Origin of the sequence: Fastidiosibacter lacustris, assembly GCF_003428155.1 — a bacterium.
Taxonomy (GTDB): Bacteria; Pseudomonadota; Gammaproteobacteria; order Francisellales; family Francisellaceae; genus Caedibacter; species Caedibacter lacustris.
Genome location: NZ_QLIR01000004.1, coordinates 1 through 16,765 on the forward strand (window position 1 = coordinate 1; position 16,765 = coordinate 16,765).

Consider the following 16,765-nt stretch of genomic DNA (forward strand, 5'->3'; position numbering starts at 1 on the left):
TTCATTGGTTATTTTGTGCAAATAACCGTGTTTATCATATTGATACCTCATCACAGTATCACTGCTGTTGTAAGGCGCTTGAACCGTAGCGGGAATAAAATGCTGATCATTCAGATACGTATAACGCGATTGTCTTGTATTGCTTTTATCAGCAGCGTTTACGGTGCTTATGTTTAACAGTCTGTTATGATTGTCATACTCAAACGAGGTGACTAAGCCATTGACTTCATTAGTGATCAATTGAGGCAGTTCAGCTTCAGTAAACTGATAGCTGATCTTCAAAGCATTATCCTCGGTGCATTGCTGGACGAAAAAAAGGTTATTAGGGCAAGTATTCCCATAAGCGTATACTAAGGGAGACAGTAAAGACGATAGAATAAGGAGAGAGATTATTGAGCTTTTTTTAACCATTTTTAACTCTTAAAGTCAGTTTAGGCACTGTTAGCAATAATATGAGGTTATGCCTAAGTAAGGTAGTGTTTTCAAGTAAAAAAATATTGCATTATGTGTGGTGTGGAAATAACAATGCAGCTACTTTTTGTTACTACAAATACTTTGATCAGTTTGTTATCTGACCATTAGAATATAAATTGTAAATTTAGACTTAGTGCTATTCTATCGTATAGAAGCGGTAATATGGTTGATTTTAGCTTGATAAAACAACAACAAAAACTGTTGTATGCATACAAACTCAATTCGATTAAAAATATAATGTTGCCGTTTCAATCAACTTAATTATGGGGAGAGATCAGATCAAAAGCAATGTGTCGCAACGTGTCAAAAAAGAGATGAGCATTTTGAAGCATTTAGAATAAATTCTTAGAAAAAATGAAGGAATAGAATAAAACCCAGATTAATGGTAGTAGGTTAGGGGGATGGTATCAATGACTTACCGTGATTTAAAAGTTTTAAAAAATAGAAATCTTGCAGAAGAATACAATAAAATCTGCATAATAATAAGTCAATCTTCCTGGTTAAATGAATTTATTACTGTATTAAGAGCAGAAGGATGGCAAATTAAAGCAGTTTATACAGACGTTTATGCTTCAATAATGCATAACGATAAGGAAATACTATGTTATCCACTACATAAAGCACTGTGTGACATTGATAAAACACAGGTAAATTATGTTTTTAGTATTGTGAATCCAATTATCTTGCCTCAACGTATTTTACAAAAATCAATTTGTGTGAACTTTCATCCTGCATTGTTACCAAAATATGCTGGAGTATGTCCTGTAAATTGGGCAATTTTTCAGTCTGAAAAAACACATGGTTATACATGGCACTTTTGCAGTGAGAAAATCGATCAAGGTGCAATATTATTTCAATCAAAAATACCTGTATTGCCAAATGATAATGCAAAAAAACTTATGTTAAGGTGCTACAAAAAAGCTGTTGATGAGTTTTCTCACGTTTTGGAAATACTACTAGATTCTAAGTTTTGTCTTAGAGAAACAGATTCGATTGAGTATTATGGATATAATAGAAAGCCAAATTTTTTATTAACAGATTTTGAAGATTATGCAAGTTGCAAAAGACTATTAAATGCATCTGAATCAATGGATTCCTATAACGATTTTGGTGTTGTCAAAATACTTTTGGGCAAACACTTTTATATTCTTGATGTGCTGAATAAGGCTTTCAATACATCCAAGCAAGCCGATGATAGTATAATTTATTGGAATGGACAGAAATATTATGCGCAACTGCGGTCCCTCTATGGTGATTCTGTGATTGAAAATGCGGTCTTGTCTCACATAGAAAGCATATATATACAAAATTATTTTACCCATGTTGATAAGCTTGGAAAATACGAATATTATTGGCTGGGTCTTTTAAGAAATTTTATGAGCCCTAAGTTGTTTTCGTATGTTAATTATGCCTATAAGAATGTCAATAATCGATTATCTTTTCAATGTGATTTCTTGAATGAAATTGATTTACCTTATAATAAAAAAGAACTTATTTTTGCTTTATGGTGTTGTATTATTTTAAAAATCACAAATTACCAAACAAGCACAATTTGGTTAACCCATAACTATGCAATAAATGAAAAGTTACAACCATTGTTTTACCCTTATATTCCTTTTTTGTTAAAGGAGGTTGAACACACTAGTATCTTGGAATTTATTCAGTTTTTTATAGAGAAAAAAAATAAAATACGAGATAAATATTTTTTTCTGACAGATTTATTCGCAAGAGATTTTGTACTAAAAGAGGAAAAGGAGCAGTTTTCAAGCTTTTCATTTAGCTTTTCGTATGCAAATAGCATTGCATGTCAAAATCATCCTGTAATTTTTTATTATGACCAAAATAATAATATGATGTACGTTGATTGTTTTTTACCTGAGAATAGCTTTCTAATAAAAGCTTTAGCACAGTTTGAAACATACTTTAACATACTAACTTCATATCATTTGAATTCGAAGTTAAATGAAATTTCGTTGAATAACAGGGTAAAAACGCAAGCTTTTGATATGAATAGGGTCTTGATGCAAAATACTAAATACCAAAAGCGACTTGAGCAATTGGTTAAAGATAATGCATATGCTCAACCAAATCATACTATTGTTGTACAAAATGATCAGCAATATACCTATAAAACGTTAGTGAACGATGTCTTACATTTGTCACAAGCTTTGTCTTTCTATATCCCAGCTTCAACAATTATTGGTTTAATTGTTCCACGAGGTTACGTTTTTATCAAAAATATGTTAGCTATTTTGGAAAATAAGTCTGCCTATTTACCGATTTTCCATGAAATGGATGAAGCTGTCATGCTTGATTTGATGCTCGAAATTGGCACGTATGGGTTTATCACGGATCGCATGGTTGAGGATGATAGAGTTGCATCCAAAATTAAAATAGATTCAAACTGCTTTTTTTATATTTTTAAGCAAAAAGAAAAAGTACGGTATTTATCTGATAACGTAGCATACGTGATGTTTACTTCTGGTTCCACAGGCAAACCAAAAGGGATTCCAATTAAACATTCTAATATTATTAATTTATGTGAAACAGATTTTATTAGAGGGATTACAAAAAATAAAAAAGTGATGCATAACAGCCAGGTTTCATTTGATGCAGCTACGTTTGAGATTTGGGGTTCTTTGTTAAACACATCAACTATTTACATTTTGGAAAACTGTTATTTAATGAGAGAAAAGGCTTACGTTTTTGATTTTTGTAAGAAGTATTCTATTAATACAATGTGGATGAGCACAAAGCTGTTTGAGTCTTATTTAACAGACATGGCATTATTATCACGGAGCGAGCTTGAATATTTGGTGTATGGCGGTGAAAGTTGTAATGTTAGCTTAATAAAAAAATTCAGTTCATCTTGCCCATTAAAGTTGATCCATGTATATGGTCCAACAGAGAATACCGTATTTAGTACTATACATGAATGGAAACATGACGATGAGAGCTTTTATAATGACTATCCAAATATAGGCAAGCCCTTGAAAAATGTTGAAGTTGAGGTTTATGATAAATATTTCAATACAATGCCTTACTACGTTCCTGAGAAGTTGTTTTTGTCTGGTTTAAGCCTTTTTGAAGGTTATCTCAACGCCCCTAATACAACGATTTCTTCCCAAGATAATAGAGCTGTTTACAACTCAGGAGACATTTGTTACCTAGATGGGAAAGGAGATTTACACATCATTGGTCGTGATGACAAACTCGTTAAATTAAATGGTTATCGTATTGAATTGCGTCATGTGGAAAGTATTTTAGCAATTAACCCTGCTGTTACATCCTGTAAAGCTGAAGTGTTCAAGATGGATAATGGTCAGCAGTACTTGGTAGCTTTTATCATTAGTGACAATATTAATCAGGATGAATATGAGAAGAGTATTCGCCATACATTACCAAAGTATATGATCCCAAGCTATTACTTATATTTGGATAAGTGGCCATTAACAAGAAATGGTAAGCTAGATAGAAAAGCATTAGTCGAACGTTTTAATACTCATATCACCCAGTATCATGAACAAAAGTTAATTTGTTCAAATACTCTTAGCTTAGATAATATAATTACATTATTTCAAAAAGTTTTACCTAGTAAACATATTGCCTTAGATGGTGATTTTTTTGACTTGGGTGGAGATTCTTTATCTTTAGTCTATTTAAAGACTGAAGTAAAAAAAAGCTTTGATTTTGATTTGTCATTAGTGCAATTTTTAGAAGCTCCAACTCCTAGGGGATTGTATGGTTTATTAACGGATGAAAACAGTACTTCAAATTACAACGTAACGGATTATATATTAAAACGGTTTAATGAATACAAAAAAGAAATTGATGAGTCTGTAGTAACCGATTCGTTTGACATGGAGGTAAGTTGCAAAAACATTCTTCTTACAGGAGCGACTGGATTTTTAGGAAGCGAGGTCTTGCGATATTTGTGTCAATATAAGAAAAATACACAAGTATATTGTTTGATAAGAGCAAAAGGTCAAGCATTTGACGTAAGAGTAAATGAATTGTTGCAAAGTTTGAAGCTTGATCAAGTAAATTTCAGTAATATTCATTTTATCAATGGTGACCTTGAAAAGTTTCAATTTGGACTTTCAGACGACGATTACCATAATTTGGCTTGCAAGGTAACCTCAATTATTCACTGTGCTTGCCACGTTCACCATTTATATAGCTATAAACAACTTGAGCAAGCCAACGTTTTTTCAACGCTAGAATTGATCAAGTTTGCATTTTTAGGGGTAAGGAAAATGATTGTTTACACATCTTCAATATCCGCAGTTGTGCCAAAAGATGTGTCGCAAACGATTTATGAAAAAGTTTATACAGACATCCATGATTTAGCTTTAGCCAATGGCTATAATCAGACAAAATACGTTAGTGAGCTGCTACTAAATTATGCTCATCAAAAAGGGATGGCATGCATTATTGTTAGACCTGGCTGGATTGTTGGTAATAGCCAAAGTGGTTATTTTATAACAGAAAACGATCATTATTCTATGATACTTCGTTCAGTATTAAGTTTTGGTTATGCGCCAGAATTGAATTTCAATATCAACTTTATACCTGTTGATACATTGTCAGAATTGCTAGTTAAACTAGCAAATCAAGGAAAAGAAAATAACAAAAAAATGCAGATTATGAACCTTAAAAATAGCAAACCTCTAGCATGGCAAAGGTTGTTGAAGTTTTTAAATATGAAAAAAAGAAAAGTTATTTATGATACAGGTCAATGGTATCAAACACTGTTAAATACAGACGAAAAATCACCGCTATTTGTTTTAAAATCACTTTATGAATCAGCAGACAAATTAAGGTTACTGTCAAAGTATCATATTATGAAAATCGATACGACTACATGTAAAGATTGGATGCGTCAATGTGGTATAACATTCCCAAGACTAGGAAGTAAAATCATGATGAATTTATTTCAGGCAATTGTTCCAGAATCAACGAATACGCCAAAACCTTTTATGTTGACAAACTGGTGGCAAATTATAGGTGATTTTTTAAATACAGCAAAAATAAAGGTGATAAAAATACTCAGGAAAAACAAAATAATTTCTATTGTTGGTCCCTTGATTCTCACGTCATTATTGATATATATTTTTGATTTTTTAAGCATAGTCATTTTAGAGTAAAAATTACTTGAATGCTAAGCTTGTAAGTTTAAAGGAGATGTGATTTGGATAAACAAGATAAAGAATTAAACGTTATAGTAAATCAATATGGAATAATAGAATGTATTGATAGCAAATGTGGAAGTAGCTCAAATTTTACTGCTTTTGTAGGTAAAAGTTATAATGAAGTTTTTAAAAAAACACATCTATTTGGTTTGGATATAGACATCAAGGATATAGTACGACTTGATTGGAAATCGAGGAATAATGATATTGAATGCAAAAGGCATTATATAGTAGTAGTTAATAACCGTGATCACGGTATCGTAAAATATAAGTTAATTAATATAGATGAAATTTTATATACAGCTGAAATGGTAATTAAAGCTAAGACTCATGAGTTAGAAAGTATTATTGATATGATACCAGGAATCCTTTATTGGAAAGATGGAAGGGGAACCTACATAAAAACAAATAACTCTATACTTGCTGGTGGCATTAAAGTTAAAGATTTGCTTGGAAAAAATGACAAAGAGATTTGGTCAGAAAAAGCAGAAGAACTCAGTCAGCATGATAATCAAATTATGATGGGCATAGTTGAAGAAAAAGTGTTAGAAGAGTCTACAGTAGAAAATGGAGAAATTAAATATTATATTGCACATAAGAAGCCATACAAAGACCATAATAACAAAATAATTGGCATTATTGGCTTATCGATAGATATAACAGAACGCAAAAAACTTGAAGCTGAGACCATCCGCCAAAAAAATCAACTTGAAAAAAAGTTAGAATATCAAAAGAACTATTTTAAAGCTTATGGATACGATTATGTGGACGCACTTAAAAAAATCTCCGATGCACTTGAGAATATTGAAAAACGACTAATGAGACTTGATATGCCAACTGGGGTACGTAGTGAACTCAATGATGAGTTTTATAATATTAATGAAAGTTTATCTGACATATACTCGCTTTATCAAAAAATAAATACATCAATATTAGATCAAGAACGCAATAATGATGATCTAGAAAAAAATCAAATGCCACTTCACTTAGAACATTTAGTTGAAACGGAAGTCGATTTAGCAAAGGCTTGCATTAGTGCTGAATTTGATGTGAATGTCTCGTTTGATATGGATGAAAAATCCAAACAAAAGCTTTATGTCGATTATAAAAAAGTCAGGCACATTATCCGCACTTTATTTGCCAATTACACAAAAGCCATAGATAGAGACAGTAGAAAAAAAGACATTCGTTTAACTATCACTGCCGAAGATGGTATGAAAGATAAATTGTATGTTACTTTTGAATTTGATGGCAATATGCCCTTTCTAGAATTAGAAGACGGTAATATTCGCGCAGAGCATCTTGTCTATAAATCTCAAAGCCATATCGCCACAGATAAACATAACTTTGCTTATGATCTTTCCTTAGCCAAGTATTATGCTGACTTGCTCTGTGATGGCGAAGAATTGAATGATTCATTATTTGAAGGACCAAGCTTTTCGTTTACCTTACCGTTTCGCAAAGTCGAAAACGATGGCAACGCTAAAGTATTTAAGCCTGTGTTGATTGAATGATGAATCTAATAACAGAAGCAGCAACAAATTATTTTACTCTCTGAACTTCTAACTAAAATCAAATGCACTCTTGACCGCAAATTTAAAGGCGGTGATGATGACATAACAAAGAAAGAGCGACTGTTTTTTGGTTAGTCGTTTTCTCTAAATTGGGATTTAGCTAGTATTAAGCACTAGCTTCTATAGCGGCTTTTAGCTATGATGCACACGTTTTCATCATCAAAAAGGTATAGAATATGTTTAAAAAGCTTGCTGTTTTTTTCTCACTACTTATGGTTGCTTTAAGCGGCTTTCAACTTGCAGAGGCCAAACGCTTTGGAGGTGGATCAAGCCACGGCTATAGTCGTTCAGCACCAACGCAAACACATAATAATGCGACTCATACCAATGCAACTCAGAAACAAACAGGTATGGGCACTTTTGGTAAAATCCTAACAGCACTTGGGCTTGGCGCTTTATTTGCTTGGTTGTTTAGCGCGCATGGTATGACAGGTTTACTCATTGTTATTGCACTTATTGCATTAGTTGTTTTCATCATGCGCAGAAAAGCGATGCAGCACCAAATTAATCATAAATCCAATAGTAATTTTCAATATCAGCAGCCTTCCTCACTGCATTCAGTAGCAAATGCTTTTACCCAGCATGAAAATGTAACAACTCAAAGCGCAATGTCATCGAATACGATTCAAAATGGTCAACTTCCTGATGGCACACCTGAAACGGTGTTTAACCATCAAGCTTTAAATTTATTTAACCAGCTACAATCATTAAACAATAAGACTGGGCTTGAAAAGATTAAAAGCTACATCACTGAAGACTTATATAAAAGTGTAATTAATGATATTCAAAGCAATGAAGAGCTTGCCGAATTTAAAGATGTTAGCTGCAAAGTTATTGATTGTGACCGACAAGGCGATCAATGGATTGCAAGTGTCATGTTTGTTGGACAAGTTAAGGAAAATAGTTCAGGTGATTGGCAAAATTTTGAAGAAATATGGCACTTTACACGCGAAGATGGAGAGCACTTATGGCAAGTTGCAGGGGTGCAGCAGTTCTAAACTTGTCAGTTAGCCTTGCAATTCAAAAACAGCTTTGTATAATGCCAAAACTCTATATCCCCATTGCGAATCATTCAATTCATTCACGACAGGGATCAAAAAAATAAAATAAAAAGGATACTCAAAATGGCAATTGAAAGAACACTTTCTATTATTAAACCTGATGCTGTAGCTAAAAACGTTATCGGTGAAATATACTCTCGCTTTGAGAAAGCTGGCTTAAAAGTGATTGCAGCTAAAATGAAGCAACTATCTAGCAAAGAAGCAAGTGAGTTTTATGCCGTACACAAAGCACGACCTTTCTATAATGACTTAGTTAAATTTATGACTTCAGGTCCTGTTATGATTCAAGTGTTAGAAGGTCATAATGCAATCCTTAAAAACCGTGAATTAATGGGTGCCACGAATCCTAAAGAAGCAGCTCCTGGTACAATTCGCGCTGATTTTGCTGATAGTATTGACGCCAATGCAGTGCATGGTTCAGATGCAGCTGAAACAGCCGCTGTAGAAATTGCATTTTTCTTTAGTGGTTTAGAAGTTTATCCACGTTAACCACTTAACAGAATAAGTTATAAGATCTCAGCCAACCAAATCAGGTAAAATAAGCTTACCTTTTACAAAAGGCGGACACCATAAAAATTGAGTTGATATTATCTTTGAGAATTTAAATAAACCATCTATGATCCCGTCCTCTTCTCCTATCATTCGTGCAAATTGCACTTCAAAGGGATAAAAATCTTGTGCAAAGCAAGAAAATATCAATCCTCCATTCAATTGATCGTTAATCCAAGGCATTGACCGGCGCCACATAAAGGCTTCCGGTTCAAAACTCTCTTGTGCTGTACGCTTAATATGTGCTAATGGCTTATTGTTTTCAAACTCTCGGTTATCATCTAAGCTTCTACCAATAAGCTCTTCTTTTGCATGCTGACTTGCTTTATCTAGCCAATCGAAATCATGGAGCCACTTTTGTATCACCCAACAGCTACTACCATCAATAAATTTATCGTCTGATTGAATAATAGCCGTATTAAACTGATCATCACCTTGCGGATTTTCTGTTCCATCCTCAAAACCAGATAAATCATGATTAACCAACTTGCCATTTTGCTCATGCGTCAAATAAGTACAAGCTCTTGCAATGTCACTACATACAAAAGCATCTTGCAGTATTTTTATAAAACGCCTTGCGCTATGTGTTAGCACACCTTGATCATTATCTCTTAACCAAAGCACTAAATCGCAATCTGCTTTTGGGGTTAGCTTTTGTGCTTTTAGTGTTGGCGTATATGGGTGGTAAGGCGTATTTACTTGCAATAAAGCCATCACTTTGCCACCCAACCCTAAAATTGTTGAATCCCCATCAACAAGTTGCAGCAAGCTTTGCAGTACTTGTTTGAGTTTATTTTTATGGGTTAACCTGAAAAACAAATAAATCGCTGACTTTGGTAGCTCTTTTAAAATGCCAGATTGGTACTTTATTGTATTCACTTTTTACTCACTCCATCTTTTAGCACGTTCAACTGCTTTATGCCAATCATATAAATAGTGACTACGCTTTTGTTCATCTAGCTTATTGTTAAACTCCTGATCAACTGACCATAAGCTTTTAAGCTCATCAATCCCTGACCAATAACCAACAGCAAGTCCAGCCAGATAGGCTACACCTAACGCTGTTGTTTCCAGTACTTTTGGTCGGATCACTTTAGCATTCATCATATCTGCTTGAAATTGCATTAAGAAACTATTCGCTACTGCACCACCATCAACACGCATTTCAGTAATATTCATTCCTGTATCTGCCATTTTTGCATTAGCAATATCTGTGACTTGATAAACAATGCTCTCTAACGCTGCTCTTGTAATATGTGCTTTTGAACTGCCTCGCGTTAAGCCTAGTATACTGCCACGAGCAAATTGATCCCAATGTGGCGCACCTAAGCCCACCATTGCTGGAACAAGATATACCCCACCATTATCTTCAACAGATAGTGCTAATTTCTCGCTATCACTGGCGTGTTGCAAAATGCCTAGTTCATCTCTTAACCACTGAATGACTGCACCTCCCATAAACACACTACCCTCTAAGGCATAAGTTGTCTGTCCATTTAGCTGCCATGCAATTGTAGTTAGTAAATTGTTATTTGAAATAGCAGGTTTACTGCCTGTATTCATCATCATAAAGCAACCTGTGCCATATGTGGTTTTAAGCATTCCTGGATCGGTACACATCTGACCGAAAAGTGCAGCTTGTTGGTCACCTGCTACCCCTGCAATCGGAATCTTAGTCGCAAAAAGTGTCGTTGCAGTTTGTGAATAAATTTCGCTAGATGATCTTACCTCTGGCAACATACTTCTAGGAACATCAAATAAAGCTAATAAATCATCATCCCAGTCATTGCTATGAATGTTATATAACATCGTTCTACTGGCATTAGTGGCATCGGTTGCATGGACCCTTAAATTGGTAAATTTTGCCATCAGCCAACTATCCACCGTACCAAAGCAAAGCTTGCCTTGCTTGGCTTTCTCGCGCGCACCTTCTACATTATCTAAAATCCATTTCACTTTGGATGCGCTAAAATAAGCATCAACAACCAGTCCTGTTTTTTCTTGTATCATTTTTGCAAACCCATCTGTCTTGAGCTTATTACAAAATTCTGACGTGCGGCGATCTTGCCAGACAATAGCGTTATATATTGGCTTGCCTGTCTCACGTTCCCAAACAACGGTTGTCTCACGCTGATTTGTAATCCCGATTGCTGCAATATTTTTACCATTTATTCCTGCATTGGCGATTGCTGTTGCAGCTACTGCTGCTTGTGTACTCCAAATCTCCCTTGGATCATGTTCAACCCAGCTTGGCTTTGGGTAAATCTGTCTAAACTCTTGTTGTGCTATTTCAACAACTTGTCCCATTTGATCGAAAATAATTGCTCTTGAACTAGTTGTTCCTTGATCTAGAGTTAGAATATATTGTGACATTTCGCCTCCTTAGTGATATACATCCCGACATTATCATATACTTGATAACCATCGTTTTACAAATTTTATTGCTTGAAACTGTATGTGCTTGTAGGAGGTAGCTATCTCTGTTCTTCTTTAATAAAAAGTAAAATAATCAAAGCTAGAACAATACTGCCAGGCAACATACTAAATGCGATTTCATAGCTTTGAATACTATAGTTTGCACCAGAAACACCCGGCTGTGTGTAATCTAAAATCATACCGACCAATCCTTCAAATGTACCACCAAATATTGGTTCACCTGTGTTGATCAATGCCACTGCGGTTGCCATTACCCATAACGGATTGACCTTACGCCCTACGACAAACACCAACGTAAAAGCACTAGTGACAACTCCATACAAAATACAGCACACAATTAGCTGCCATACGCTTAAATGTAAATATAAAATTGCTAACAATGACAACAATCCAAGCACGGTACACCACATCATGATTGGTACACAGCGTATTTTAACTGAAAGCTTTCCCATGATTGGCGCACCGATCCCCATACCAATAAAAATACAGGATATAAAATAACTTGCCTGAGTTATCGTTAAATCATACTTTTGAACAAAAAAGCTATTCCCCCATAAACTACCAAACGCATCAATCGTCGTAAAAATAAGTCCTGAATATGTCATTAATAATCAATTATTATGCGACATGATCACACGTTTAATCATGTGTATAATACTTTTTTGCTCTGCTTTTGACTGAATTTCCTCTTCAACGTTCACAGGTCCCTGCTTAGAATCATCACGTACAACAAACCAATAGATAATTGCAAATATAACACCAATAATAGCACAACAGTACAACCCTTGTTGCCATCCAACGGCATTAAATAACGCAGATAATGGCGCTTGTCCTACTACCGCACCTGTCATTGCCGCCGTTAATAACAAACTACTGGCAACTGAAAACCCTTTTTCATCAAACCATGTAGCCGCAGCTTTCATGTAACTTACTGTAGCAAACGCGACTCCAATTCCCATCATCGTACGTCCTATAAAGGCAAAAACGATGTGAGTTGAGGCTGCAAACAATAAAATACCAAATGCACTTACGAGCAATGACACAGTACTAATGCTTCTACAGCCAAAGCGATCTAATAACAAACCTGCAAAAGGTTGTACCAGCAAAACACAATACAAAAACATGGCTGACAAGAAACCCATTTGCGCCGAGTTAAGGTCAAAATGAATTTTAATGTCACCTGCAATCAAGCTCGGAAAGACTAAAGCAATGTACTTATAGAACAACAAAAATGAACTCAAAACAATAACAATCCACGCATATCCTTTCATTTTTTTGACATTTCTGGCTACTAAATATGATTTTAACTGGCATCATAGCAGTCATACTTAATGAGTACAGTTTGTTTTTATAATTGTTATTAACTTTTTATGTTTTTACACTACGCTTTTTGGCAAGGCAAACGATAAATGAAGTGTTTAAATGAAAAAAATAAACTTCTTTCTCTAAAATAAACTCCTTGGTTTAGCATGAGGCGTTGTTTCTTAAACCGAACATATAAGTCACATTTAAACGGCTTTAATATGCCAATATGGGCAAAAATCATGCTTGACAATAACAATCATTCGTTCAATAGTTGCATGAAATTAATAATATTTAAGGGTAATTAATGAAAGAGATAATTCAAACCAATCAAGCGCCACAAGCGATTGGCCCATATGTTCAAGCAGTGAAAATCAAAGATTTTATCTATACATCAGGTCAAATTCCGTTAAAGGCTAATGGTACATTGGTTGAGGGTGATATAAAAGTACAAACTCAACAGGCGATGCAAAACTTAAAAGCGATACTTGAGGCTTCAGGAAGTAGCATGACTAAGATTATTAAGACGACGTGTTTTATCGCTGATATGAATGATTTTGCTGCATTTAACGAAGTGTATGCCACTTTTTTTGCAGGCATAACTCCACCTGCACGCTCTTGTGTTGAAGTAGCCAGATTACCGAAAGATGTGTTGATTGAGGTTGAAGCGATCGCAATAAGTTGACAAAAATAAACTTGATTAAAATATAAACAAAACTTATAAGAATGGTAAATTTCTCACAAAGATTTAGTTAAAATCCTACAGAAATTCTTTTTGTTTTAAAACATAATGACATCCAAGCAATGGATGGCTGTCTTAATGGATGAAGAAAGAAAAGGATAGCCCCCCCCGCACGGATGAATTAATTAGGATAAGGATATCCTGAAAAGAAAGCCCGTGATTTTGATTGTTCACTGATTGCCCAATTGATATGTTCGATGAGTAGTTTGTTTTCAGAATATTTATTTTTTGCGCTAATTAAAATCCTTAAAATTTCTTCGCTAAAAGGGGCATTACCAAGGGCTGTGTAAATATTTCTAAGCCATGCTTGATAACCAATTCTATGAATAGCAGAACCTTTAGTTTTGTTAAAAAAAGTTGTTTCTGACCAATTTGCAAGATCAAGGAGTTTACTATTATCCAGTTGATGTCTAGGTTGAAAGTCTGCTTCGGTTGTTACAGCTGCCTTTTTATTGATTGGGCATACCAGTTGACAATCATCACAGCCATAAATACGGTTGCCTATGGCTTTGCGAAATTGTATTGGGATTATCCCTTTATTTTCAATTGTTAAATAGGAGATACATTTTTTTGCATCAATTATCCGTCCATCAATTATGGCATGAGTTGGGCAAGCTTTAATACAAGCTTGGCATTTCCCGCATTGATCATATGCTTTAGGATAAGAAAAAGAACTAAAATCTAAATTAGAATAGATGCAGCCTAAAAAAAAGAACGAGCCATCTTTCTCATTCAATAGGTTGCTGTTTTTACCAATCCAGCCAAGTCCTGCCTTTTCAGCTAAAGGTTTTTCCAATACTGGAGCACTATCTGTAAACACGCGAGCATGATGTGAAGGAAACAAATTTGTGATAAACTCACTAAGCTTATCGAGTTTTTTACGTAATACTTTATGATAGTCGCGACCATGAGCATAGACAGAGATAGCAGCAACTTCATTGGCAGTTATGAATTTTTGACGAATATTCTTAAAATGATAAGGGGCTGGCAGATAATTTAAGCGTACGGTAATGACACTCTTGGTGCCTTCAACGAGTTCTTGTGGTGTGTAGCGTTTGCTACCATGCTTTACCATATAGTCAAGGTCAGCATGGAAACCTTTTTCAACCCATTCTTGATATTTAGGAATGTAGTCTGATAGATCACAATTTGTAGCACTAATATCAGAAAAGCCAAGTTCATCAAGTGCGTGGTGCTTAATCTTATTCCACTCTTTCAAGCTTAGTTTTTGTACGTTCAATTTTTAGCACTCAAATTTTGCCCGCTATGGCAACGCACGTTCTATTTTAAGACAGATTTTCAAGCGCTTTAAACTACGAATGACGCGCGCAAGATGGACACGATCCGTTATTTCAATAATAGTTTCAACAATACCACATTGTTGATCGGATTCTAGGATGTTAAAGTTTAGGATATGTGCATTTTGATGAGCAATATTGGCAGTGACTTTAGCAATAGCGCCATGTACGTTTTGGATGTTAATAAAAAGTTTGGCAGAAAAATTATGTTTAATTCCCTTCCTCCAATCGGTTTCGATTAACTCATGAGTCTTAGTAGCTTTGTTGAGCTCGGAACATTTGTTTCTATGTATAGCTAACCCCTTATCCAAAGTAAGTAGACCAGTAATAGGGTCATCTGGAATGGGAGTACAGCAGGTGGCAAGCTGGCAGATATTTTTCTCATCAATAAGCATCTTGCACGAGATATCCTTATTAATGCCAATTCCATCGAGGTTAATTTTTTCCTCAATAAGGTCAATAAAGGTATTGGCAGAGAAATGCACTTGCCCAATAGCAACGTAAAGTTCAGTAGTGCTTGGAAAATTAAATTTGGTCAAAGCTTCTTGCATTAACTCTCCAGAGATACTGTTTAAGTTAATGTGCCTTTTTAATAAAGCTTGGCTGAGAATTTGTTGACCAATGCGTACAAGTTCATCATGTTCATAGCGTTTGAGTGCATGTTTAATCGCATGTTTTGCGCGTGCTGTGGTGATGAAAGTTAGCCATGAGGGATTGGGGTGTGCTGCTGGTGAAGTAATGATTTCCACCGTATCACCATGCGTCAATACATAGCTTAAAGGTGTAAGACGGCGATTAACTTTAGCTGCAATGCAATGATTACCAATATCGGTATGAATATGATAAGCAAAGTCGATACAAGTTGCGTTTATTGGCAGTTCTATGATTTCACCATTTGGCGTAAAAACATATACTTCGTCAGGAAATAAATCAAGTTTAACACTTTCAATAAAATCAGTTGATTTAGTGACATGTTGTTGAAGATCAGAAAGCTTATCTAGCCATTTTTGAGCGCTATCATGACTTAATGATTTTGCTTTATAAATCCAATGCGCAGCAACCCCTTTTTCAGCTGTATCGTCCATTATTTTGGTTTTGATTTGCACCTCAATCGGTACCCCATAAGGTCCAAATACAGTAGTGTGAAGCGATTGGTAACCATTAGCTTTTGGGGTAGCAATGTAATCTTTAAAGCGTCCAGGAATAGGACGAAAGATTTCATGGATGGCACCAAGGATCGAATAACATTCGCGGCGACTAGGTGCAATAACTTTATAGGCATAGATGTCCATAATTTCTGAGAAAGACATTTCACGATCACGCATTTTTCGATAAATGCTGTATAAGCGTTTTTTGCGTCCATTTACTAAGTTTTCATTTTCAATTAAGCCTACTAAGTGGTGTTGAAGTCGTTCTAGGATTTTACGAAACAAGCGGTCACGATGCTTTTGTGCTTGGAGTACTTTTGCTTTTAGTGTTTTATAGCGATAGGGGTAGGTGGCTTCAAATGCAAGTTCTTCAAAACTGTTTTTGAAGTGATGCATACCAAGTCTATGTGCGATAGGAGCGTATATCTCTAGAGTTTCTAAAGCAATGCGTCGGCGTTTGTCAGGTCTAAGTGGCGCAAGAGTGGTCATATTATGTAAGCGATCAGCAAGCTTGATTAAGATAACACGAATATCTTTTACCATTGCCAATATCATCTTGCGGAAATTCTCAGCTTGCTGCTCAGCTTTAGAGGTAAATTCAATTTTGCTTAATTTAGTAACGCCTTCAATAAGCTGTGCGGTCTTATCACCATAGCGTATGGCAATATCTTTTGCCTGAATTTCAGTATCTTCAATTACATCGTGTAGAAGAGAGGCGATGATGGTTTCACAATCAAGGCGCATTCCAGCAAGCACACATGCAACTGCCAACGGATGGGTAAAATAAGGTTCGCCAGAGTTTCTAACCTGTGATTCATGTGCATCCGCGCCAAATAAAAAGGCATCAACAACAAGCGCACGCTGTTTTGGTGTTAAATAACTGTGTATGACTTTATTGAGTTTATAAAACAAAAACATGTTACTCATCGTGCAGCTGTTTTTAATATGTTCAGTATATCGGTAATTTAAAGAAAGCCCTACACTTGCCT

General features: G+C 35.2%; 12 protein-coding genes. 5 read left to right on the forward strand and 7 right to left on the reverse strand.

Annotation, left to right across the window (positions count from 1 at the left end; genetic code table 11):
- Window positions 1-282, reverse strand: a 282-nt coding sequence (locus tag DNJ77_RS03050; RefSeq protein WP_157966574.1) for a hypothetical protein, incomplete at its 3' end; no start/stop codon positions are given.
- 602 nt (window positions 283-884) lie between these two features.
- Between DNJ77_RS03050 and DNJ77_RS03055 the strand changes: the two genes are divergently transcribed.
- From DNJ77_RS03055 to ndk, 4 genes are all read left to right on the forward strand, one after another.
- Window positions 885-5,621, forward strand: a complete 4,737-nt coding sequence (locus tag DNJ77_RS03055; RefSeq protein WP_192877932.1) for a thioester reductase domain-containing protein — start codon at window positions 885-887, stop codon at window positions 5,619-5,621.
- 44 nt (window positions 5,622-5,665) lie between these two features.
- Window positions 5,666-7,180 (forward strand): PAS domain-containing protein, encoded by a 1,515-nt coding sequence (locus DNJ77_RS03060; RefSeq protein WP_116963540.1) that lies wholly within the window; start codon window positions 5,666-5,668, stop codon window positions 7,178-7,180.
- Between the two features lie 236 nt (window positions 7,181-7,416).
- Entirely contained in the window at window positions 7,417-8,238 is an 822-nt protein-coding gene (locus tag DNJ77_RS03065) for a hypothetical protein (RefSeq protein ID WP_116963541.1), read from the forward strand.
- A 126-nt stretch (window positions 8,239-8,364) separates the two neighbouring features.
- On the forward strand, window positions 8,365-8,790 hold the full coding sequence (ndk, locus tag DNJ77_RS03070; RefSeq protein ID WP_116963542.1) for a nucleoside-diphosphate kinase: 426 nt from the start codon (window positions 8,365-8,367) through the stop codon (window positions 8,788-8,790).
- Between the two features lie 27 nt (window positions 8,791-8,817).
- On the opposite strand, the gene DNJ77_RS03075 is transcribed toward ndk, so the two are convergent.
- From DNJ77_RS03075 to DNJ77_RS03090, 4 genes are all read right to left on the reverse strand, one after another.
- Window positions 8,818-9,729, reverse strand: a complete 912-nt coding sequence (locus DNJ77_RS03075) for a Dyp-type peroxidase (RefSeq protein WP_116963543.1) — start codon at window positions 9,727-9,729, stop codon at window positions 8,818-8,820.
- Window positions 9,730-9,732: 3 nt separating this feature from the next.
- Complete coding sequence (gene glpK / locus DNJ77_RS03080) at window positions 9,733-11,223, reverse strand: glycerol kinase GlpK (protein ID WP_116963544.1); 1,491 nt, start codon at window positions 11,221-11,223, stop codon at window positions 9,733-9,735.
- A 101-nt stretch (window positions 11,224-11,324) separates the two neighbouring features.
- Window positions 11,325-11,891 (reverse strand): MFS transporter, encoded by a 567-nt coding sequence (locus DNJ77_RS03085; RefSeq protein ID WP_116963545.1) that lies wholly within the window; start codon window positions 11,889-11,891, stop codon window positions 11,325-11,327.
- A 6-nt stretch (window positions 11,892-11,897) separates the two neighbouring features.
- Entirely contained in the window at window positions 11,898-12,557 is a 660-nt protein-coding gene (locus tag DNJ77_RS03090) for an MFS transporter (RefSeq protein ID WP_116963546.1), read from the reverse strand.
- Between the two features lie 338 nt (window positions 12,558-12,895).
- Here DNJ77_RS03090 and DNJ77_RS03095 point away from each other — a divergent pair, with 338 nt between their 5' ends.
- On the forward strand, window positions 12,896-13,273 hold the full coding sequence (locus DNJ77_RS03095) for a RidA family protein (RefSeq protein WP_116963547.1): 378 nt from the start codon (window positions 12,896-12,898) through the stop codon (window positions 13,271-13,273).
- A 178-nt stretch (window positions 13,274-13,451) separates the two neighbouring features.
- Here DNJ77_RS03095 and queG read toward each other — a convergent pair whose 3' ends face one another.
- Complete coding sequence (queG, locus tag DNJ77_RS03100) at window positions 13,452-14,570, reverse strand: tRNA epoxyqueuosine(34) reductase QueG (protein WP_116963548.1); 1,119 nt, start codon at window positions 14,568-14,570, stop codon at window positions 13,452-13,454.
- 24 nt (window positions 14,571-14,594) lie between these two features.
- The gene (locus DNJ77_RS03105) at window positions 14,595-16,703 is read right to left on the reverse strand and encodes a RelA/SpoT family protein (RefSeq protein ID WP_239986738.1); all 2,109 of its coding nucleotides are present in this window, start codon (window positions 16,701-16,703) and stop codon (window positions 14,595-14,597) included.
- Window positions 16,704-16,765 lie beyond the last annotated feature (62 nt).

What these genes read in the sequence shown, in the direction of transcription:
- DNJ77_RS03055 (WP_192877932.1), top strand. Translation starts at nt 885, where the DNA reads ATGACTTACCGTGATTTAAAAGTTTTAAAAAATAGAAATCTTGCAGAA.
- DNJ77_RS03065 (WP_116963541.1), top strand. Translation starts at nt 7,417, where the DNA reads ATGTTTAAAAAGCTTGCTGTTTTTTTCTCACTACTTATGGTTGCTTTA.
- ndk (WP_116963542.1), top strand. Translation starts at nt 8,365, where the DNA reads ATGGCAATTGAAAGAACACTTTCTATTATTAAACCTGATGCTGTAGCT.
- glpK (WP_116963544.1), bottom strand. Translation starts at nt 11,223, where the DNA reads ATGTCACAATATATTCTAACTCTAGATCAAGGAACAACTAGTTCAAGA.
- DNJ77_RS03085 (WP_116963545.1), bottom strand. Translation starts at nt 11,891, where the DNA reads ATGACATATTCAGGACTTATTTTTACGACGATTGATGCGTTTGGTAGT.
- DNJ77_RS03090 (WP_116963546.1), bottom strand. Translation starts at nt 12,557, where the DNA reads ATGAAAGGATATGCGTGGATTGTTATTGTTTTGAGTTCATTTTTGTTG.
- DNJ77_RS03095 (WP_116963547.1), top strand. Translation starts at nt 12,896, where the DNA reads ATGAAAGAGATAATTCAAACCAATCAAGCGCCACAAGCGATTGGCCCA.
- DNJ77_RS03105 (WP_239986738.1), bottom strand. Translation starts at nt 16,703, where the DNA reads ATGAGTAACATGTTTTTGTTTTATAAACTCAATAAAGTCATACACAGT.